Consider the following 19,991-nt stretch of genomic DNA (forward strand, 5'->3'; position numbering starts at 1 on the left):
GAGTTCTCACGGCGGAACCGACGGTGGAAAGGGTGGATATTCGCTCCGGATTCATGGACGCCCCGCCGCCGTCACCGGTAGGAACTCCGCTGGCGGCCAATCCCCTCAACGACGGCGGAGGTGCCCGGTGTCCTTGCGTACCGTCGAAGTCGCGCATGTGCTGATCTCCCTCGTGCTGCTGGTGATCGTCGCGCATTGCGGCGCCTACGCGTTCAAGGTCGTGCGGCAGCCTCCGGTCATCGGGGAAATCGTCGGCGGATTGCTCCTGGGGCCGACGGTGTTGGGCACGATCGCTCCCGACGCGCAGGAATGGTTGATTCCGAAAGACGGTCCGAGCGCCCACGCGCTGGGCGTCTTCTACCATCTGGGGCTGTTGTTGCTGGTCTATCTGACCGGCGCCGAGCTGCGTGGTCGGGCGACCGGCCCGGAGCGCCGCACCATCGCCGCCGTGGCCGTCTCCGGCCTGGTGCTGCCGTTCGGCGCGGGGCTGGCCATCGGCCACGCCTTCACGTTGGGCGGCCTCTCCGGCGACAACGGCTCGCGCGGCACCCTGGTGCTGATCTTCGGCATGGCCATCGCCGTGACCAGCGTGCCGGTCATCTCCCGGATCATGCTCGATCTCGGCATTCTGGGAACCGCTTTCTCCCGCGTGGTGTTGGCGGTGGCGGTGCTGGAGGACGTCGTGCTCTATGTGATTCTCGCCGTGGTGCTGGGAATCGCCCAGGCGCAGTCCGGCGACACCTATGGAATCGGCGGAATGATCGGCGAGGAGTCGCTGCCGTGGGCCGTGGTCTACTTCAGCGTGGCCCCGCTGGTCTTCCTGGTGCTCCTCCTCTGGCGCGGTAAGCGGGTCTTCACCGTATCGGCCTCCGCGCGCTGGAACGTCCTCGCCCGACGCAGCCCCATCGCCTTTCTTCTGGTCTTCCTGTTCGGGCTGTGCCTGGCCTGTATGAGCCTGGGCATCGACCCGATGTTCGGCGCCCTGACGGCGGGAATGTGCGGCGCCGGGGTGCGGCGCACCGCGGCCTCCCGGGAGACGCTGCAGAACGTGTCGCTCGCCTTCTTCATTCCGGTGTATTTCGCGGTCGTCGGATTGAAGCTGGATCTCGTCCGCCATTTCGACCCGTTGTTCTTCCTGTGGTTCCTCACGCTCGCCTGCGCGGTGAAGTTCAGCAGTGTGTGGCTCGGCGCTCGGCTGGCCGGCCAGAGCGCCCCCGCGGCCGGAAACCTCGCCGTGGCGATGAACGCCCGCGGCGGCCCCGGCATCATCCTGGCCTCGGTCACCTTCGGAGCGGGCATCATCAGCGAGGAGTTCTTCACCTCGCTGGTGGTGCTGTCCATCGTGACCTCGCAGATCGCCGGGGTGTGGCTGGGCCGGACGGTCGCCCTGGAACGCCCCCTCCTGTCCCCCAGCCTGGAGGCTCCACCCCATGACGGAAGCGATGGATCCCACGGAGGCGACGGCCCCGACCGGGGCGCCGAGCCCGACGCGCCCGAGGGCCGTGGCCGCGCCGGCGACCCGGACGACGCGGCGGACAGCGCGGCGCGGGGCACGACCGCCTGACGTTCCGCGTCCGGTGATCCGCGTGGCGGTGATGGCCGGCAACGTCTTCTACCGCGCCGGGCTGGCGCACGTCCTCTCCGCCGAGGCCGCCTTCGAGATCGTCGCGGAGTGGTCGACGGTCTCCGAGGCGCGGGCGCGGCTCGGCCGCCGGCGGCCCGATGTCGTCCTGGTCGGGGTGGACACACCGACCGCGGCGCACATCGCCGATCTGACGCACCTGCGAGCGGCCGCGCCGTACGCGTGTCTGGTGGCGCTGTTGGCGCAGGACGACCCGCAGGCGGTCAGGCGCGTGCTGGCCGCCGGTGCCAGGGCGGCCATCCCCCAGTGCACCACCCCGGAGGAGCTGGGCGGCACCATCCGCGGGGTGGTGCGCGGCCGGGACCGGGTGGTGCTCTCCGTCTCCCAGCGCACCCTGGCCGGACTGCGGGCCCCGCGGCCGACCGTGCTCACCCACCGCGAACTGGAGATCGTCGTGCTGGTCGCCCGGGGGCTGCGCAACTCCCAGATCGCCGACGAGCTGGTGATCACCGAGGGCACGGTGAAGCGACATCTGTCCAATGTCTACGCGAAGCTGGACGCGGCCTGCCGCACCGAGGCGGTGCGCAAGGCGATGGAGCGCGGCATGGTCCCCCCGCTGCCGGCGGCGGAACCGGCCGCCGGCTATGAGACGGGGTACGGCGCGGTCGGATAGACCGGTCCGCAGAAGCCGGCCGGGGGTGGCAACCGGGGCCAGCCGGGGCCGGCGTGCCGGCTCGGCACGGCCCCTGGTCGGCCGGGCTACGAGGCGGCCGGGTAGGTCATCACGATCACCGCGTCCACGTCGTCCTCGGCCGCCTCGTAGAAGTGCGGCACGTCGGCGGCGAAGAAGACGAAGTCGCCGCTGCCCAGCACCACCGGGCGCTCCACCGGCCCGAGCCGCAGCACGCCCCCCAGCACCAGGATCCGCTCCATGGTGCCCCGGCTGTGCGGCGGGCTGTCGATCCGCCGTCCGGCCTGCGCGATGCGCAGCCGCCAGATCTCGCTCAGCCCACCGGCGCCCACCCGGTCCAGCAGCTCCTGCTTGCTCACCTCGGGGGCGCCGGTGCCGCGGCGCAGCACCGGGGACTGCGGGGTCGGGTCGACCAGCAAGTCCCCCAGCGGCAGGCGCAGCGCCACGGCGACGGCGGAGACGGTCTCGATGGTGGGGTTGCCCCGCCCGGACTCGATCAGCGAGAGGGTGGCCCGGCTCACCCCGGACAGCCGTGCCAGCTCCGCCACCGACAGACCGCGGAACTCGCGCAGCCGACGCACCTGGGCGCCGACGGTGACCCCTACGCCGCTCGCCGCGTCCGTCGCCTGTCTGTCCATGCCGGCTCCTGTATTCGTACGGAGTAGTCAACCTATCCCGCCCGGCGCGGGGACCGGCATATGCCTCACGGAGCCTGGGAGTTCACCGGCGGCGCCCGGTGCGGCGGGCGAGGTCCTCGACGAGCGCCCGGCACTCCTCGTACTCCCGGGCCCAGAAGACCAGGCCGTGCCGACGTACGTACATCACCCGGCTGCGCGGGGCGGCCCGCGCCACGGCCTCGGCCAGCGACACGCTGCCGTACTCCTGCGGCGGGATGACCAGCACCCCGGGCTCGTCGGCGTGTTCCAGGTCCCGCCCGAGGATGCAGTGGTTGTGCACGACGTATCGGGCGCCGACCCGCTCGCGCAGCAGATGGTGCAGATACGCCTCGGCGGAGGGGTGCCCGTCTCCCCGGCAGCGCAGGGTCCAGCCGGCGCGGCCGGTGATCTCCACGAAGTCGTCGGGCAGGAGGTTCTTGATGTACGAGCCGCTGGCCGAGACGAAGAACCGGCCGTCGTCGGCGCTGAAGCTCACATTGCCGGCCGAGTCGATCTGGTGGGGGAACGCGCCGGCCAGCGCCCCGAGTTCCTGTGCCTGTTCACAGCCGTCCTTGGGCGGCGGTTCGCCGGCCGGCAGCAGGTCGATGCCGATCCAGCGCGGACGGGCGGGGGCGGTGGAGCGCGCCACCGTGACCGAGGCGCGCGCCGGCTCGGCGGCCGGGGCGGTCCGCCCGGTGTACCGCAGGGCGCGGGGTCGCCGCACCAGCTCCGCGATCCGGGGGCGGATCCGCTCCGGTTCGGCCTGTCCCAGGATCAGGGGGGCGAGCAGATCGGCGATGCGGACCAGGTCGTCCCGCTCGTACCCCCTTCGGGTGATCTCCTGCACCCCGAAGCGGATGGTGTCGATGTGGTTGAAGGCGACGACCCGGTTGGCGGAGACGTTCGCCCGCACCAGGCGGTCCAGGATCAGCGGGCCGCTGCCGACGCTTCGGGTGTCGACGAAGAACATGTGGTTGGCGGTGAACCCCCGGTCCGCGGCCACCAGGGGCACTCCGCGGTCGTGCAGCAGTCCGGCGAGATCCTGGGCGTTCTCCACCACGCGGGCGGCGTATTCCCGTCCGTCGTACCAGATTTCGTGGAGCGCCACGAAGAGCGCGAGGGCGGAGGCGGTGTGCTGGCTGCTCACCATTCCGCTGGAGAGGGTGTAGCCGACATTCTCCATGAGGCTACGGTCGGAGCCCAGGATGATTCCCTTCTGCGGCCCGAACAGGGTCTTGTGGGTGTTCGCCTGGAGAATGTCGGCCCCTTCGGCGAGCGGGTTCTGGAACCGGCCGCCGGCGATCAGCCCGAGGGTGTGGGAGGCGTCGAAGACCAGCGGCACCTCGCCGGCGATCTCCTTCAGTTCGGCGAGCGGGAAGGGGAAGAGGTAGTTCATCGCGTCGACGTAGAGCAGCCGCGGCTTCTCCCGCGCGAAGACCTCCCGGGTGCGGTCGAGGTCGAGCGTGAGGTCGTCGTGGAACGCGTAGGTGCAGCTGCGCCGGCCGAAGGAGCGGCAGATCAGTTCGGTGAGGAAGTGTCCGCCGTCCTTGGTGGCCACCCGCATGACCGTGTCGCCGGGCTCGGAGAGCGCGGCGAAGGTGGTCTGCATGGCGTGCAGCCCGGAGAGGCAGCGGAACTCCGCGAAGGTGGCGCCGAAGAGCCGGCGGCACACCTCGGTGGCCGACGCCTCGATGGCGCTGACCCGGTCCAGGCCACGCAGCAGCAGGTTGTTCAGGCGCGCGGGCGATGACTCCCGCATGTCCAGGTGCTCCAGCAGATAGCGCTCGGCGAGCGGGCTCGCCAGGGCGCGCCGGGCCAGCGGGGAGAGCACCGTCTCGTTGGCGGTGAGGTGGAGCACCTCTCGCTGCTCCGCCTCCTCCTCGGCCATCAGGTCGGCGATGGCCGCGAGGGAGAGCGGGAAGGCGTCGTCTCGCTCGGACAGCATGATCCTCGGCTCCTCCGCGTGCGTCGGGGGTCGCGTGGGGATGGCGGGGCGCATGCGCGAGGGCCGACCGCCCGGGATGCGAGGATCCGTCGGCGGCCGGCCCGGCGCGGTGTGGTCAGTGGGCGTCGACGCGGACCGACAGGCCCGCCTTGAGGTTGTAGGGGTAGGCCAGGCTGGCGGCGTTGCGCGCCAGGGAGAGGTAGCCGCGGCTGTTCAGGTAGGCCACCACGTTGCCCACCTCACCGGCGTCGGCGAAGGTCGGGACCAGCGTGAGCTCGAACGGCAGCACGTCGTCCAGGGTGATCCTGATCTGCCGCCCGTAGCCGATGCCCGCCTTCTCCAGATCGGTGCGGTGGATGTTGGTCCAGATGTTGCCGAAGGGGTGGTCGATGGCCGAGACCACGCCGGTGAGTTCGGTGCCCGCGGTCTCCACCGCGGGCCGGCTGAAGCGGACGATCTCGCTGTCCTTCAGCGGCCGTCCGACCTGGTCCAGCGGGAATCCGGCGGCCAGGTGGGCGGAGGGGATGGCGACCATCTCACGGCTGTAGAAGGTGGGTTCGGGGCGCTCGGGAATGACCTCGGTGGAGCTGACCTCGTACGCCTCGATATAGCCGTGCTCCTCCAGGACCGGCGTCAGCAGGCCGTTGTTGGGCGCGATGTAGATGTACGAACCCTCCTGCCGCTCGAAGCCGGCGCCCGAACCCGCCCACTGGCCGCGGGCGCCGCCCTGGGCGGCCTGCCGGATGCGCACCGCGACGGAGCGGGTCTCGGTGCCGGTGGCCGGGTAGGTGGTGGTGGCGAAGACGGTGCCCTCGGGGAAGAACCGGGGGAGGTCGACGATGTAGCGGGAGCCCTCCTCGACGTCGAACGGCGTCATCGAATGACACACGTCCACGATGGTGACGTCCGGGCAGATGCTGAGCATGAGGCCCTTGCACTGGGCCACCGAGTCGTCCGTGGTACCGAGATCGCTCATAAAGGCGATGATGGGGCGGTGCGCTCCGTTCGAGGTCACGTGCGTCCCTCCTGCGATCGCTCCGGATTACTTGCGACGGGTCCGATGCTAGATACACGGTCCTTGGCGTGACCATTGGTCGGAGGTGGCAGGCGGAGGTACATCGAAAGTCACATTCGGGTCCACCTCCTTCGCGCCTTACCCGGTCGACCGGCGAATGTTAAATTTGCGCGCTCCGACGCCCCAGACGTTTTACGCACGGGAGGTCTGCGCCATGCGCGAGGCACGAGCGTCCGGATTTCCGACCGCGGATCTCGGCATAGTCGGCGGCAGCGGGCTCTACGCCCTCAAGGGCCTGGAGGACGCCCGGGAGATCACGCTGACCACGCCGTACGGCGAGCCCAGCGGGCCGCTGACGCTGGGCACGGTGGGCGGGCGGCAGATCGCCTTCGTCCCGCGCCACGGCGCGGGGCACCGGATCCCGCCGTCCGAGATCCCGGCCCGGGCCAACGTCTACGCCCTGAAGTCGCTCGGGGTGAGCGAGGTGATCAGCGTCAGCGCGGTGGGCAGCCTGCGCGAGGACTACGCGCCGGGCGACCTGGTGGTCCTGGACCAGCTCGTGGACCGGACCCGCGGGGCGCGCCCGGCGTCCTTCTTCGGCGACGGCATGGTGGCGCACGTCTCGCTCGCCGATCCGTACTGCGGGCGGCTGCGGCCGGCCCTGGAGCGGGCGGCCCGCGCGGCCCACCCCTCGGTCCACGGGGCCGGCACCTACTGCTGCATCGAGGGCCCGCAGTTCTCCACGCGTGCCGAGTCGCGGCTGTACCGCTCCTGGGGGATGGACGTCATCGGGATGACGGCGCTGCCCGAAGCCCGGCTCGCCCGGGAGGCGGAGCTCTGCTACGTCGGGCTCGCCCTGGTCACCGACTACGACTGCTGGCACCCGCGCCACGGCTCGGTGGACGCGCGTACGGTGGCCGAGGTGATGAGCGCCAACGTCTCCGTGGCCCAACGAACCCTGTCCGGCTTCGCCCGCTCCTCCACGCCGGACGACTGTACGTGCCACCGAGCGCTGGACGGCGCGGTGATGACCGATCGCCAGATACAGGCCGACTCGTCCGCCACCTTCCCCTCCAGGTGGGTGTCGGAAGTCACCATCCGGCCCTGACCTGGGATCTTTCGACAGTTCCCGTGATCTCCGGATACGTGTGCCTCAGGGGGCCGTTTCGCGCTATGGGGTCAACAGCGCGACGGCCCCGGTCACTTGACGAGGGCCGATCGACACATCCCCCTGGAGCCGACCAGGGGTACCGTTCTGAGTGCGACCTAAGAACGGTAGACGGGAGTCAGTATGCCCGACGACACCAGCACACGCACCGGGGGCGTGGGAGCGCGTATCCAGGAGATCAGGACCCTACGCGACTTGACACTCAGGGAGTTGGCCGCGAGATGCCACGTATCCCCTTCCATGCTGTCGCGCATCGAGAGCGGCTCCAGGGTGCCGAGCGAGCAGGTAGTGGCCGCCGTAGCCCGTGCGCTCAGCGTCACCGTCACCGTGCTGCACGGACAGCCGTACATCGAACAGTTGCGGAGGGATCAGCTTGATCGCCTGATCGCGCCGTTGAGCAACGCCCTCGACGACTGGGGCATCCCCCCGGAGGACGACGACCCGGCCCCGCGTTCGCTGCCCGAGCTCCAGGACGTGGTCAATCATGTCCGGCGGCTTCGGACGGATTCCGAGTACGCGGACCTGGCCGAGCTCACCCCGGCGCTTCTGTCGGAGCTCTCGCACGCCACCCAGCTGTACACCGTGGCCGGCCGCGACCGCGAGCTGGCGCACTGGCTCCAGGCCGAGGCGGCCCTGGGCGCGTTCTCCGTCGCATACAAGTTCGGTTACATGGACCTCGCCCGGCTCGCGCTGTGCCGGATGGCCATGGCGGCCGCACAGTCCGGCGACCCCCGGCAGGTGGCCGCCGAGCGGCTCAAGCGGGCGCAGCTGTCCACCGAGGGGCCCTCGATGGAGCGGGGGTTGCGCCTGGTCGCGCAGGCCCTCCGCGACCTGGATGACGACGGGACGCCGCAGACTCGGGCCATGCGCGGGGGTCTGCTCCTCAAGGGTGGGCAGTTGAGCGCTCTACTGGGAGACAAGGACGGTTCTCAGGCGCACCTGGGCGAGGCCGAGGGCATGGCGCGCGAGATCGGTGAGACCAACCACTACATGCTCGTCTTCGGGCCCACGAACGTCGCACAGCACGCCGTGGCTGCCGCTGGTGATCGGGATGAGCACGCCGAAGCTCTGTCGATCGCGAAGGAAATCCGCGTACCCGTGAACTACCCTGCCGCACGGCATGGGCAGCTCCTGATCGACAAGGCTCGCTCCCAGGCCCTGAGCGCACGCCTCGATGACGCGCTGGGGTCCCTGGAGAAGGCGCGGGAGGTGTCGCCGCTGCAGACCCGGTATCACCCGTCGACACGCCAGACGGTGGGCGTGCTTCTGCGGGCGCGTCCCCGGGCGTCGTCGCATCTGCTGGCCTTCGCCCGCTGGAGCGGCGTCTAACCAGATGATCACCCCATGTCAAGGGGGTTGGTGTTGCCTATCGGTCAACGCCAGCCCCCTTGTCCGTCGGCACGATGTGACAGCCAGCACTTCCCCCGTACCTGGAGCCGACCATGACGACTCGTTCCCTGCCGTGGAGGCCGCCCAGCAGCGGCGAGATCGAGACGCAGCCCGCCGGTGACCGATGGGACGCCGTGCGCGTGCCCTCGCTGATCGGCGAACGCGCCCTGACGCTCCTCGGCGACGACTCCGGGGCGGTCATCGCCGACAGCCATGGCGCGGTCTGGTACTGGCTGGTGGCGCCCGGGGCGGCCTCGGACTGGACGCTGTGCCGAGTGCTCAGTGCCGGGTCATACGTCGCCGTGCCCCCAGCGCACCGTACGGGCGGATCGGGGCTGCACTGGCGCGTGGCCCCGACGCCCGGTGACTACCTCACCGACCCCGACCGGCTGCACGCCGCGCTGCTCGCCGCTGCCCAGGCCGTGAAGCCCTGCCAACGGTGCGACCGGCTGACCGACCGGCCCGTGGCCGTCGCGGAGGTGCACGGCGCCAGCACCCCCGGCCGCACCGTCTACGCCTGCCCGGACTGCGCCCCGCACTTCCCGAAGCAGCTCGACCCGCTCGAACAGGCCGCCGCCGGCCGCCGCGCGCTGGAAGGGCGAGCCCGATGAGGTACAGCGACACGACACGGCCCGCCGGGCAGCAACTCCGCGCGGCCTTGCTGGAAGCCGCCGACCCCCAGACCACCCCCGTCCAGGAGGCGTGGAGGGACTACCTCACCCACGCCTCGGCCTGCCCCAAATGCCGTACGCCCACGGAGTGCACGGAGGGGGCGAGGCGCTTGGGCCTCTACAAGACGGTGATGGCCAGGGCGCGCGGCGGGGAGGTGGCCCGGCCGTGACCGCCGCCCGCACGGCGCCCCTGCCGGCGCCGACCTCGGACCTGGTGGTCGGCCGCCGCCCCTAGACCGGGTGGGCTCGTGCCCGGCTCCATGCCTCGGCCGGACACCACGCGCGCCCACCCATGGCCGCCGGCGGGGAACAGGGATGGTCCTTCCGCCGGCGGCCCACTCCAAGCCCCTGGGTAGCGTCTGGCGTGGGCGGCGCCCGCGCTCGCACCGGCTGGAATACGCACTCGCGGTCGCCGGTTGCAGCGGAGCATGCACCATCTTCAGGAGCCGCCCAGCGGCATACACCCACTGCTTGCCGGGCGCTTCAGCCCCTACCGGTTCGATCCGTCGGCGGTTGTCGACGACCACGCCCTCGGGCTGCTGTTGGAAGCCGCGCGGTGGGCACCGTCGGCGGGGAACTCCCAGCCGTGGGGCTTCTTCATCGGCAGGCCCGGTGAGCCGGAGCACGACCGGGTGCTCCCTCACCTCGCGCCGAGCTCGGCCCGCTGGGCGGTGGATGCCGGCCTGCTCGTCGTCGCGCTGACGCGTCGGCACGTCGATGACACGCGGCTGCTCTACTCCGAGTTCGCGGACTACGACCTCGGCCAGGCCATCGCCCACATGACTGTTCAGGCCCAGGCCATGGGACTGGCCGCGCACCAGTTCCGGGCCTTCGACCTGGAAGGGCTCACCAAGGAGTTGGACCCGAACCCGGGCTGGGTGATCGTCTCCATGGTCGCGGTGGGCAAGGCGGCTGGCGGACCTCCGGAGGGCCGTGAACGGCGCAGCGTCGCACACTTGCGCTCCGCTCCCTGGTCACCGGCGGAGTAACAGCCGAGTCGTGAGGGTGGCGCGTCCTCTTGTCCTCCGGCGCCGGCGACCTCCCGGCGGCACGACCGACCGTCGGGCCGGAGCCCAGGTTCTGTCGTCGAAGGTCACGCCCGTGCCGGTGGACAGCGCGGCGACCTGACACTTCACCCACCGCCCCGGCAGGCCGGCGGCTTGATCATGCGATCATGCGGGTTCTCGATCGACCGTGCACAGTCAACTGAGCAGACGGTCGAACGAGGGAGCCATCGGGCATCGAGCAATCGAGCGAGAACGGGAGTGCGGTGTGAGTGGGGCTGGGGGGCAGGACGGGTCGTCCGTGTCCGAAGAGGAGTGGGAGCGGTTCCTCCGTGAATCGGTGGCAGGTGCGGCCGGGGCCCCTGTGGAGCCGTCGGCACGCGCCCGTGAGGTGGAGCGGCGGCTGCGGGAGCGCCCAGGGCAGCCGGAGGGCTGGCGTACGTACTCACCGGCCCGGCCCCGGCGCAGGACAGGCTGGTACGTGACCGGGCTGGTGGCGGCCGTGGCCCTCCTGGTCGTGGGGCTCTTCCCGCAGCAGGTCGTCGGCTGGTTCGGTGGCGACGACGGCGGGCAGGACGGAGCGCCGTTGGCCGCCGAGTCGGAAAGCCCACGGGAGGCGCCCGGCGCCGAGCCGGATCTGCGCCCTACCCTCGCCGAACCCTTCCGGGGTTCGCCTGCCGCCCGCTGGGCCGACGGAGCGGCGGGGATCACGGTGCCACCGGCCAAGGCGACCGGCTGGATGGACGCCGCCCAGGTCGAGCGGGCACTGCGGCAGAGCCGGGACTTCCTGGTGGCCGCGGGGCTCGACTCCCGCGTGCTGCGCGGCGCGCGGCCCACGGAGGCGATCGCGCTGTTGAACCCGCGCCAGAAGGACGTCCAGGAGTATCTCCGTACCGCTCTGTCGTCGACGGCGCCCGCTCCCGAGACCGACCCGCTGCTGTTGTTCAGCCGCTTCCGGCCGGAGCAGGCCCGGCTGGTCGGTGACGTGGTCAAGACGCGCGGTCGGCTCACGTATCGGGAGGGGAAACGGGGGGCGGTCGAGGTGACCGCGGACGTCACCTTCGTGTACCCGGTCACCCCGGCGGGCGGCGGCGGACGGGACGCCGAGGTCGTCCGTACGATCGTGCGGCGCGAGGTGGTGATGAGCTGGGACGACCCGGCCAAGGTCATCACCGAACCGGGCACGATGTCCCTCGTCTCGTACGCGCTCGACATGACCAACGGCGGCTGCTCCGACCCGACTGGCTACTTCGTGCCGCCCTTCGGCACGGCCGGGGAGCACCCCGCCGAGGATGCCCACCAGGTCGATCCGTACGACCGCAGCAAGCCGATCGACACGAGCGACGGCACGACGGCCGCGGGCGACGGCTGCGCGACCGCCACCCGCTCCTAGAGTCTGTCGTGGCCAGCGGTTCGGGTGAATTTCGTTGCCCAGCGACGAACATGATGAGCATTCAGCCGCCATCCGGTTGCGCGAAAGTGCGTTTCGTGTCCTTTTCCAGAGGTCGATACGGTCCGATCCATGAAGTGGAGTTTTCAGTCGGCCGAAGAACTCGCGGCTGCCTTGCGTGCCGGTGAAGTGACCTCGGTGGAACTGACCGACGAGGCGATCGCCTGTATTGAGCGGGATGACAAGGCCGTCAACGCGATCTGTGTGCCGGACTTCGACCGCGCACGGGCCGCGGCGCGCGGTGCCGACCGGGCGCGGGCCCGCGGGGAGGACCGGCCGTTGCTCGGCATTCCGGTGACGGTCAAGGAGTCCTACGACGTCGCCGGGCTGCCCACGACCTGGGGCATGCCGCTCCATCGGGACTACATGCCGGCCGAGGACGCGGTGCAGGTGTCGCGGCTCAAGGCCGCGGGCGCGGTGGTGCTCGGTAAGACGAATGTGCCCTTGGGGCTGCAGGATGTGCAGAGCTTCAACGAGATCTACGGCGTCACCAATAACCCGTGGGATCACGGCCGCACTTCGGGTGGATCGTCCGGCGGATCGGCGGCGGCCCTGGCGTCCGGATTCGGCGCGCTTTCCATCGGCTCCGACATCGCCGGTTCGTTGCGCACCCCCGCGCATTTCTGTGGTGTCTACGCGCACAAGCCGACACTCGGGCTGGCGGCGAACCGCGGTATGGTCCCGCCGGCCACGCCGGCGTTGCCGGCCGAGCTCGACCTCGCCGTCGTCGGTCCGATGGCGCGCACCGCCCGCGACCTCGCGCTCCTGCTCGACGTCATGGCCGGCCCGGACCCGTTGACCTTCGGGGTGGCGTACGACCTGACGCTGCCGCCGGCGCGTCACGAGCGGCTCTGCGACTTCCGGGTCCTGGTCCTGGACGAGCATCCGTTCATTCCGACCGGGTCCGCTGTGCGGGCGGGCGTGAACCGGGTGGCCGACGCGCTTGTCGACGGCGGCGCCCGCGTCGAGCGGCACAGTCCGCTGCTGCCCGATCTGGCCGAAGCCGCTTTGACCTACACGCAGTTGCTGGTCTCGGGCTCCGTCGCGCGTTTTCCCGTCGAGGCGTACGAGCGGCGCGCCGCCGGACTGGGCGCGGACGACCGGAGTCTCGAAGCGGCGCGGCTGCGCGGCATGGTGTTCAGCCACCGCGACTGGATCGAGGCGAACAGCCGTCGCGAGCTCCACCGCCACGGCTGGCGGCAGTTCTTCGCCGAGTTCGACGCCGTGGTGTGTCCCATCACGCCCACTCCCGCGTTCCCGCACGACCACGACCCCGATCCGATGCGACGCCGGCTCGACATCGACGGCGTCGAGTACCCGTACTTCGATCAGCTGGTCTGGGCCGGTCTGGCCACCATGCCCGGTCTACCCGCCACCGCCATACCGACGGGCCTGTCCCCCGAGGGTCTGCCGGTGGGAGTGCAGCTCATCGGCCCGATGTTCGAGGATCGCACTCCGCTGCGGCTGGCCGAACTGCTCGAGCGGAGGATCGGCGGCTTCCAGGCACCGACGCGGGCTGAGAGGTACACGCGAGTCAAATGTGGTGACGGACGATAACTCCGCCTATGCATCCGGTACTGTCGGTCACCCCTGAGAGCCGGGTGCCGAGTCTGCCGCCGGGCCGTACGGTCCGGTAGGCGTGAGCGCGGGCCCGCCTCGTTCCTCCTTCCCCGCGCCAGCCCGGCGCCTGAGAGGTGCTCATGGAAGCCGTAGACACGCCCGAGAACCAAGAAACGTACGAGACGTACGACAAGCTCATCAAGCTGCTCGATCACCACGGTGCGCAGTACCGGTTGATCGACCACCCGCCGGAGGGGCGGACCGAGATCGTCAGCCCGATGCGCGGGAACGACGTCTCCGAGGCCGCGAAGTGCATCGTGGTGATGGTGAAGCTCGGCAAGAAGGTCACCAAGTACGTGCTGGCGGTGGTCCCCGGTGACGTACGGGTGGACCTGGGCAGCATCAAGGCCCTGCTGGGCGGGACGTACACGGCCTTCGCCTCGGCGGACATCGCCGAGCGGCTGGCCGGGAGCGTGGCCGGGACCATCCTGCCGTTCTCGTTCCACCCGGACCTGGAGCTGATCGTCGACCCGTCGCTGCTGGAGAAGGAGGAGCTCTTCTTCAACGCGGCGCGACTGGACCGGTCGATGGCGCTCCGCACCAAGGACTACGTCGCGATTTCGTCTCCTCGGGTGGAGTCGATCGCGGCCCCCGTGGCCTGACCACGGCTGCTCCGTTCCAGGGGCGTATCGGCTCCGCCGCGTTCCGGACACCTTTCCGGCGACGGCTCAGGGCTGCCCACGGTGTTCGTTATGCTGGTCACTAGTGTCAACATCCTGGACACCGTGGGCGATACGCCCCTTTTGATCGAGGCTTCCTCGAAGGCAGGAGCAGTCTCATGCCGGCACCCGAGGCCGTCGGCACGACATCCCGTGCGGGGGCCCGCGCGGTCCTGTTCAACGATCTTTCCGTGCTGCTGGTGGCCGTGATCTGGGGTTCCAGTTACGTCGTCATGCAGGACGTCGGGGAGTCGGTGTCGGCGGCGAGCTTCCTCGCGTTACGGTTCCTGACCGCCATCCCCGCCATCGCGCTGATCGCGGCGGCCACGCTGCCCCGCATCACCCGCTCCGAGCTGCTGTCGGGCATCGCCTTCGGCGCGCTGCTGTACGGGATCCTGATCCTGGAGACGGTCGGCGTCAAGCACACCTCGGCGGCCAACTCCGGTTTCCTGATCACCATTTCGGTGATCCTCGTCCCCGTCTTCGAACGCGTCATCAGCCGCCGCGACCAGCCGTGGATGGTCTACGCGGCGACCGTCACCGCCCTGTTCGGCTGTGGGCTGCTGCTGCTCGCGGACGGGCTGCATCCACGACCGGGCGATCTGATCATCCTCGCGGCGGCCTTCGTACGCGCCACCCAGATCACCCTCTTCGGCCGCAAGTCCGCCGGCACCGGCCCGCAGTCGCTGGCCAATCTGACGCTGGTCGAGTTCTGTGTCGTGTGCCTGCTGGCCACCGCCACCTCCGGCTTCAGCGACTCCCCGGTGTGGTCCGCCATCGGCTCCGTCTCCGGGGCGAACTGGCTGCTCATCGCCTATCTGGGCGTCCTGGGCACGAGTTACGCCTTCTTCGTTCAGCTGCGGGCGGCGCGCTTCTCCAGCTCCACCCGGGTGGGCCTCATCCTGGCCACCGAGCCGCTGTTCGCCACCGTCTTCGCCGTCGCGGCCGCCGGGGAGGGCATCGGCCCGCTCCAGGGGCTGGGCGGCGCGCTCATCGTGCTGGCGGCCACCATCGGCCGGCATTTCGAGGGACGATCGAAACCCGCACCCCCGACAGCGCCCGAACGGGCCCCGAAGAGTGAAAGGGTGGGCTGATCATGTCGGCAACGGAGGCGTACGGACCGCTCTTCGACGCGCATCTGCACATCATCGACCCCCGGTTCCCGCTCGTCGGCAACCAGGGCTTCGTCCCCGACCCCTTCACCGTGGAGGACTACCGACGGCGCACCGCCGGGCTGCGCGTCACCGGCGGCGCGGTGGTCTCCGGTTCGTTCCAGGGCGTCGACCAGAGCTATCTGCTGGACGCGCTGCGCACGCTCGGGCCGCGCTTCGTCGGCGTCACCCAGCTGGAGCCCTGGGTCAGCGACGAGCAGATCACCGTGCTGAACACCGCGGGCGTCCGGGCGGTGCGCTTCAACCTCTTCCGGCAGGGGCGGGAGAGCCTCGACGCGCTGCTGGAGTTGGGGCATCGGGTGGCGGCCGTGGCGGGCTGGCACGTGGAGGTCTACGTGGACGCCCGCGAGCTGGGTGAGCTGGCGGACCGGCTCGCCGGCCTGCCGAGGATCAGCATCGACCACCTGGGCCTGTCGACGGAGGGGCTGCCCGAGCTGCTGCGCCTGGTGGAGCGCGGCGCGCGGGTCAAGGCGACCGGCTTCGGGCGGGGCGATCTCGATGTGGCCGCCGCGCTGAAGGCGGTCGGCGAGGTCAACCCCGAGGCGCTGCTGTTCGGCACCGACCTCCCCTCCACCCGGGCCCGCGCCCCCTTCGCGGACGGTGATGTGGCGCTGGTGTACGAGGCCCTCGGCGAGCGCCTGGCCCGGATGGCGCTGCACGACAACGCCGTGGACTTCTACCACCTGCGCACGGCGGCACGCTTCCCCGCGTAGGCCGCACCCCCGCCCCCGCTCGCCGCCGCCCCGCGCGGGCCGGGGTCAGGCGTGGCAGGACAGCGGCCGGCCGCCGTTGTACGTGACCATGTCGGCGAGCGCGGCGACGGCGTCGATGGTGGCGCCGGGGGCCGCGCCGTCGAGTTCGGCGTAGGCGCGGTGCAGGTTGCCGACGATGCGCTCCTTGTCGGCGAGGCCGGCGTAGCGGCCGAGGTCGGTCTCGCGGGCGGTGTCGAGCGGGGACAGGCCGGCCTCGCGGCCGCGGCGGGCGGTGTCCTGGACGAAGCGGAGGTAGCCGAGGACGTCGTCGATCAACTCGGGGCCGGCGACCGGGCCGTGGCCGGCCACGATGGTCTCGGCGCCGAGCGGGGCGAGGACGTTCTCCAGGACGTCGACGGCGCCGGCGATGGAGCCCTGCACGAGGAACGGGGTGCCGCCGTTGAAGAGCAGGTCGCCGGCGAACAGGACGCGGCGCTCCGGTATCCAGACGATGGAGTCGTTGGTGGTGTGCGCCGCGGTGCCCACATGGCGCACCTCGCAGCGCAGGTCGTCCACCCAGAGCGTGACGCCCTCGGTGTACGTGAGGAACGGCGGCTCCGGCTCGAAGTCGCCCCACTCCACGTCGGTCCAGAACGGGGCGGAGCGGGGCGGGCCCCAGGCGCGGATGCCCTCCCGCACGCCCTCGTGGCCCACGACGGTGGCGCCGTGGAAGAGGTGGTTGCCGAAGGTGTGGTCGCCGTGGTGGTGGGTGTTGACCAGGGTGCGGACCGGCTGTGGGGTCACCGTCTTGATGGCGTCCAGGTAGGCGCGGGTGCGGCGTTCGGTCGAGCAGGCGTCGACGCTGATCACGCCGCGGCGGCCGACGAGGAAGCCGGTGTTGTTGATCCACCAGGTGCCGTCCGGCTGGACGTAGGCGTAGACGTCCTCGCTCACCTCCTCCACCCGGGGCGGGCCGGGCAGGGAGATGTCGTGGGCGCTGCTGCTCATCGGCGTCGTCTCCTCGGGGTCCGCGGACACGGAGCGAGTGGATCCGTGATGGTGGGCGAGCGCCAGACTAGTCAACCGGGACGGCGGGCGGACCAGCGCCTCGGGGCGTGAGCGGCGCCGTTCACCGTAGGTTGACGTCGCGTCAGCACGGTGGCACCGGTCCGGAGTCGGACCGGCGCCACATCCGCCGGGAGACGGTGTCGCTCGGACGTCCCGCTCAGTAGCCGGGTCCGGGAGTCGCCGGTGGCGGCGACTCGGGGGCCTCCGGACTCTCCGGTACCTCCGGACTCTCGGGGACCTCCGGAGAGGCGGGCGGCTCGACGGGCGCGGGGGACCCGGTGGGCTCCGGCGGCTTCTTCGTCTCCGGGGGCGGGGTCGGGCTCGGGCTCGGCGCGGGGCTGGTCGCCGGGCGCGGCACCAGCTGGTCGGCCTGGCCGGTGTTGCCCTTCTGACCGGTGGGGCGCTTGAACCACTCGCGCTTCTCCTGGTCGTAGAGGGTGAAGGCGTCGACCGGCTTGTCGCCCGGCGTGACCGTCGTCGTGTTCGACCGCTGGTAGGAGGGCCAGGGCTGGCCCTGGGGCTTGGGGTTCTCCTGGGCCACCGGCGCGGTCAGCGGGTTGCCGCAGGCGCAGCGGACCTTGGGCTCGCCCTTGGAGTTGACCAGGACCGCGGTCCCGGACTGGAGCACGGCCTGGAAGTCGGTGGCCGCGCCGTCGCGGAAGCCGTGGTTGGTGACGCGGGTGTCCAGGCGCAGTTGGACGGGGGTGAGTCCGCGCAGGTAGCCGGGGATCTCCTCCGCCTTGATGCCGAGGACGCCGGCGAAGGCGTCGGCCTTGGCCTGATCGCCCTTCAGGAACGCGACCTGCTGTTCGACATCGCAGCTCGCGACGTTGCGGGTGCCGCCGTACAAGCCGGTCTCGGTCCCGTTGGCGGCGCGGGTGGCGCCGGCCGGGCCGGTGGTGGTCTTGGGGGCGGGCGAGGGGGAGCCGGTGGGCTCGGAGTCCTTGGCGGTGGAGGCGGTGAAGGGGTCGGGGCCGCCGTCGCCGGCCGCCTGGAGGAAGATCTCCCCACCCGCCTGCTCCTTGCCCTTCTCCTTGTCGCCGTAATCGTCCCCGCCCCGGAGGCCGAAGTAGAGGGCGAGTGCGATCGCCACCACCGCGGCGCCGGCGATCAGCGCGATCCGCGGGACCGACTTCCACCAGGGCCCCTCCCCACGACCGCCGGGCTCACCGCCTCCGCCCCCGCCCCCACCGCCCCCACCGCCGCCGTCGGAGGGCGGACCGGACGGGGGCACGCTCGGCGATTCGTACGGCGCCGTCGGCTCGGCCGGGGCGGGGCCGCCGGGCGGGGCGCCGGATCCCGGCCGCTGCCCCGAGCCCTGCCCGGAGAGGGGGCCGGAGGGCGGGCCGGACGGCGGGCCCGAGGGGGGACCGCTGGGACGCTCTTTCGACGGCGGTTGGGACGTCACGGGTCCTACTCCCAGGCGTAGCGGATTCCTCCGGGGTCATCCGGAGCGTCTGGCGCCAACCGGACGACACCAGTTGGACGAGTCCGCATGAACCCGAGGGAACATACGGGACCATTCAGGCCATTGTCTGTTCGACCGTCGGCGGTGCCGCAAGCGCGACTGCGCCGACCGGGGCGCGCCGACCGGCCGCCGGTCAGGTCGACGGACGGTCGGGTAGGCCGCCCGTCGGGTAGGCCGCCGTCGAGCGGTGGGCCGGGCGCACGCTCCGTACGCCGCCGCCATCCGACGGCCCACGCACACCCGCTGCGGTATGCCACCGCCGCCACCCGACACGTCAGGCACACCCGCCGCCGTACGCCACCGCCACCGTCGCCACCGCCGCCTCGGATGGGCCGGCGCACCCTCCATACGCCACCGCCAACCGGCGAGCCGGGCACACCCTCCGTACGGTGAGAGACGTGAGTCAGACGCCGCGGTCCGCGCCGGACGGCGTGCGCCACAGCGCGCAGCACGCCCTCCGTGCCTGGTGGGACGCCCTGGCGGCGGTGGTGGCGGCGCTGGCCGCCATGTTCGCCACCGCCGCCCTGGGGCTGTGGGCGGCCGGGGCGGACGATCTGCCGGGGGGCGCCTTCCCCCGCGTGGTCGCCGCCGCCGTGGTCTCGGCGGTCGGCGGCGAGATCGGGCTGACCGGCGAGGTGGGGTTCGCCGGCGGCACCGACGCCGACCTGGACGTGATCCCGCTGTCGGTGTCCCTGGTCGGCGCCCTGACGCTGGGGGCGCTGTTCCTGCTGCCGTTGCGGCACCGTGCCGTGGCCGGTGGTTCGGAGATCCTCGGCCGGGCCGGCCGCACCGCCCTCCTGTGGCTGCTCGGGCTGCTGCTGGTGGTGCGGCTCGCGCGGCACTCGTTCCGGATCGGGCTGGGCGACGAACTCGCCGACGAGATCGGCGAGGCGCTGGGGGTGACGCCCACGGTGGGCTTCCGCGCCGCCGTCGCCCCGACGCTGGTCGTGGGCCTGCTGTGGCTGCTGGTCGTGCTCGCCCTCGCCCTGGCCGTGTCCCGCACGGCGCCGCTGCCCTCGCGACTGCTGTCCTTCCAGGACACCGTCCGCCCCGCCGTCTTCGCGGTGGTGGCGCTGCTGTTGGCGTATGTGGCGGCGGGGCTGGTCGGCGGCGTGATCGTGGCCATCGTTCGGGGCCGGCCGGCGGAGACCTTCGCCGTGCTGCTGCTCGGACTGCCCAATCTGGCCTGGATGGCGCTGGGCCTCGGGCTCGGCGGCGCCTGGGTGGGGCGGGTACCCGCCCCCGTCGGGCTGCCGATGCCCAAACCGCTGGCGGACGTGTTGCGGGAGACGGACGGCGGGGAGGCCACGGTGAACCTGGCCTCGCTCGCCGAACGGGACGGCCGCGCCTGGCTGCTGGCCGTCTGCGCCGCGCTCGCCGTGCTGGCGACCGGCGTGCTGCTCGCCCTGCGCTCCCCCGCCGGCACCCCGCCCTGGCGGCTCGCCCTGCGGCTGGGCGTCGCGCTGGCCGTCACCCCGGTCGCGGTCGGCCTGCTGACCCGTGTCTCCGCCGACTTCGGCCTCAACCTCTTCGGGCTGGGCGACCTCGCGGACCTCGGCGGTGAGGTCACCCTTCGTCCCGCCACCCTGCTCCTCCTCGGCCTCGGCGCTCTGTGGGGCGCCCTCGCCGGCCTCCTCGGCGGGCTGCTGGCTCCGGTCGGGCGCTGGCACGGGACGGAGGTGCCCGCCGACGAACGACCGGCCAGGACTCCATGACCGGGCAGGGCACCACGACAGCGCAG

Annotated in this window: 18 protein-coding genes; 13 read left to right on the forward strand and 5 right to left on the reverse strand. The window is 71.7% G+C overall.

Features of this window, described 5'->3' with window-relative positions:
• The first annotated feature begins 127 nt into the window (after nucleotides 1-127).
• Complete coding sequence (locus CD790_RS15845) at nucleotides 128-1,564, forward strand: cation:proton antiporter (protein ID WP_144383877.1); 1,437 nt, start codon at nucleotides 128-130, stop codon at nucleotides 1,562-1,564.
• Nucleotides 1,565-1,595: 31 nt separating this feature from the next.
• On the forward strand, nucleotides 1,596-2,255 hold the full coding sequence (locus CD790_RS15850) for a response regulator transcription factor (protein WP_260867646.1): 660 nt from the start codon (nucleotides 1,596-1,598) through the stop codon (nucleotides 2,253-2,255).
• 86 nt (nucleotides 2,256-2,341) lie between these two features.
• Here CD790_RS15850 and CD790_RS15855 read toward each other — a convergent pair whose 3' ends face one another.
• The 3 genes from CD790_RS15855 to CD790_RS15865 form a co-directional block, all read right to left on the reverse strand.
• The gene (locus tag CD790_RS15855) at nucleotides 2,342-2,911 is read right to left on the reverse strand and encodes a helix-turn-helix domain-containing protein (RefSeq protein WP_144383878.1); all 570 of its coding nucleotides are present in this window, start codon (nucleotides 2,909-2,911) and stop codon (nucleotides 2,342-2,344) included.
• Nucleotides 2,912-2,993: 82 nt separating this feature from the next.
• Complete coding sequence (locus tag CD790_RS15860) at nucleotides 2,994-4,874, reverse strand: fluorothreonine transaldolase (protein WP_144383879.1); 1,881 nt, start codon at nucleotides 4,872-4,874, stop codon at nucleotides 2,994-2,996.
• 115 nt (nucleotides 4,875-4,989) lie between these two features.
• On the reverse strand, nucleotides 4,990-5,850 hold the full coding sequence (locus tag CD790_RS15865) for an adenosyl-fluoride synthase (protein ID WP_144383880.1): 861 nt from the start codon (nucleotides 5,848-5,850) through the stop codon (nucleotides 4,990-4,992).
• Nucleotides 5,851-6,103: 253 nt separating this feature from the next.
• Here CD790_RS15865 and mtnP point away from each other — a divergent pair, with 253 nt between their 5' ends.
• The 10 genes from mtnP (at nucleotide 6,104) to CD790_RS15920 (ending at nucleotide 15,735) form a co-directional block, all read left to right on the forward strand.
• Entirely contained in the window at nucleotides 6,104-6,997 is an 894-nt protein-coding gene (mtnP, locus tag CD790_RS15870; protein ID WP_144383881.1) for an S-methyl-5'-thioadenosine phosphorylase, read from the forward strand.
• Between the two features lie 183 nt (nucleotides 6,998-7,180).
• Nucleotides 7,181-8,386, forward strand: coding sequence for a helix-turn-helix domain-containing protein (locus CD790_RS15875; RefSeq protein ID WP_144383882.1), 1,206 nt, complete (start codon nucleotides 7,181-7,183; stop codon nucleotides 8,384-8,386).
• A gap of 113 nt (nucleotides 8,387-8,499) precedes the next feature.
• Nucleotides 8,500-9,057 carry a hypothetical protein gene (locus tag CD790_RS35780; RefSeq protein ID WP_260867612.1) on the forward strand — a complete coding sequence of 186 codons (558 nt, stop codon included), beginning with the start codon at nucleotides 8,500-8,502 and terminating at the stop codon, nucleotides 9,055-9,057.
• Nucleotides 9,054-9,287 (forward strand): hypothetical protein, encoded by a 234-nt coding sequence (locus tag CD790_RS15890; RefSeq protein WP_144383883.1) that lies wholly within the window; start codon nucleotides 9,054-9,056, stop codon nucleotides 9,285-9,287. The genes CD790_RS35780 and CD790_RS15890 overlap by 4 nt, the downstream gene beginning before the upstream one ends.
• Before the next feature lie 258 nt (nucleotides 9,288-9,545).
• Entirely contained in the window at nucleotides 9,546-10,106 is a 561-nt protein-coding gene (locus tag CD790_RS15895) for a nitroreductase family protein (RefSeq protein WP_144383884.1), read from the forward strand.
• 316 nt (nucleotides 10,107-10,422) lie between these two features.
• Nucleotides 10,423-11,514 carry a hypothetical protein gene (locus tag CD790_RS15900; protein WP_144383885.1) on the forward strand — a complete coding sequence of 364 codons (1,092 nt, stop codon included), beginning with the start codon at nucleotides 10,423-10,425 and terminating at the stop codon, nucleotides 11,512-11,514.
• Between the two features lie 129 nt (nucleotides 11,515-11,643).
• Nucleotides 11,644-13,128 (forward strand): amidase, encoded by a 1,485-nt coding sequence (locus CD790_RS15905; protein WP_144383886.1) that lies wholly within the window; start codon nucleotides 11,644-11,646, stop codon nucleotides 13,126-13,128.
• A gap of 143 nt (nucleotides 13,129-13,271) precedes the next feature.
• A complete protein-coding gene (locus tag CD790_RS15910) occupies nucleotides 13,272-13,793 on the forward strand; it encodes a YbaK/EbsC family protein (RefSeq protein WP_144383887.1) in 522 nt (173 codons plus the stop codon).
• 176 nt (nucleotides 13,794-13,969) lie between these two features.
• Nucleotides 13,970-14,944, forward strand: a complete 975-nt coding sequence (locus tag CD790_RS15915) for a DMT family transporter (protein WP_144383888.1) — start codon at nucleotides 13,970-13,972, stop codon at nucleotides 14,942-14,944.
• 2 nt (nucleotides 14,945-14,946) lie between these two features.
• Nucleotides 14,947-15,735 carry an amidohydrolase family protein gene (locus CD790_RS15920; protein WP_144383889.1) on the forward strand — a complete coding sequence of 263 codons (789 nt, stop codon included), beginning with the start codon at nucleotides 14,947-14,949 and terminating at the stop codon, nucleotides 15,733-15,735.
• Between the two features lie 45 nt (nucleotides 15,736-15,780).
• Here CD790_RS15920 and CD790_RS15925 read toward each other — a convergent pair whose 3' ends face one another.
• Nucleotides 15,781-16,722, reverse strand: coding sequence for an MBL fold metallo-hydrolase (locus CD790_RS15925; RefSeq protein ID WP_144383890.1), 942 nt, complete (start codon nucleotides 16,720-16,722; stop codon nucleotides 15,781-15,783).
• Nucleotides 16,723-16,939: 217 nt separating this feature from the next.
• The gene (locus tag CD790_RS34630; protein WP_186319042.1) at nucleotides 16,940-18,016 is read right to left on the reverse strand and encodes a DUF6777 domain-containing protein; all 1,077 of its coding nucleotides are present in this window, start codon (nucleotides 18,014-18,016) and stop codon (nucleotides 16,940-16,942) included.
• Nucleotides 18,017-18,648: 632 nt separating this feature from the next.
• Here CD790_RS34630 and CD790_RS15945 point away from each other — a divergent pair.
• Nucleotides 18,649-19,965: a streptophobe family protein gene (locus CD790_RS15945; protein WP_260867613.1), complete on the forward strand. Its 1,317-nt coding sequence runs from the start codon at nucleotides 18,649-18,651 to the stop codon at nucleotides 19,963-19,965.
• Nucleotides 19,966-19,991 lie beyond the last annotated feature (26 nt).

The organism is Streptomyces sp. SAJ15 (assembly GCF_007595705.1).
Lineage (GTDB): Bacteria > Actinomycetota > Actinomycetes > Streptomycetales > Streptomycetaceae > Streptomyces.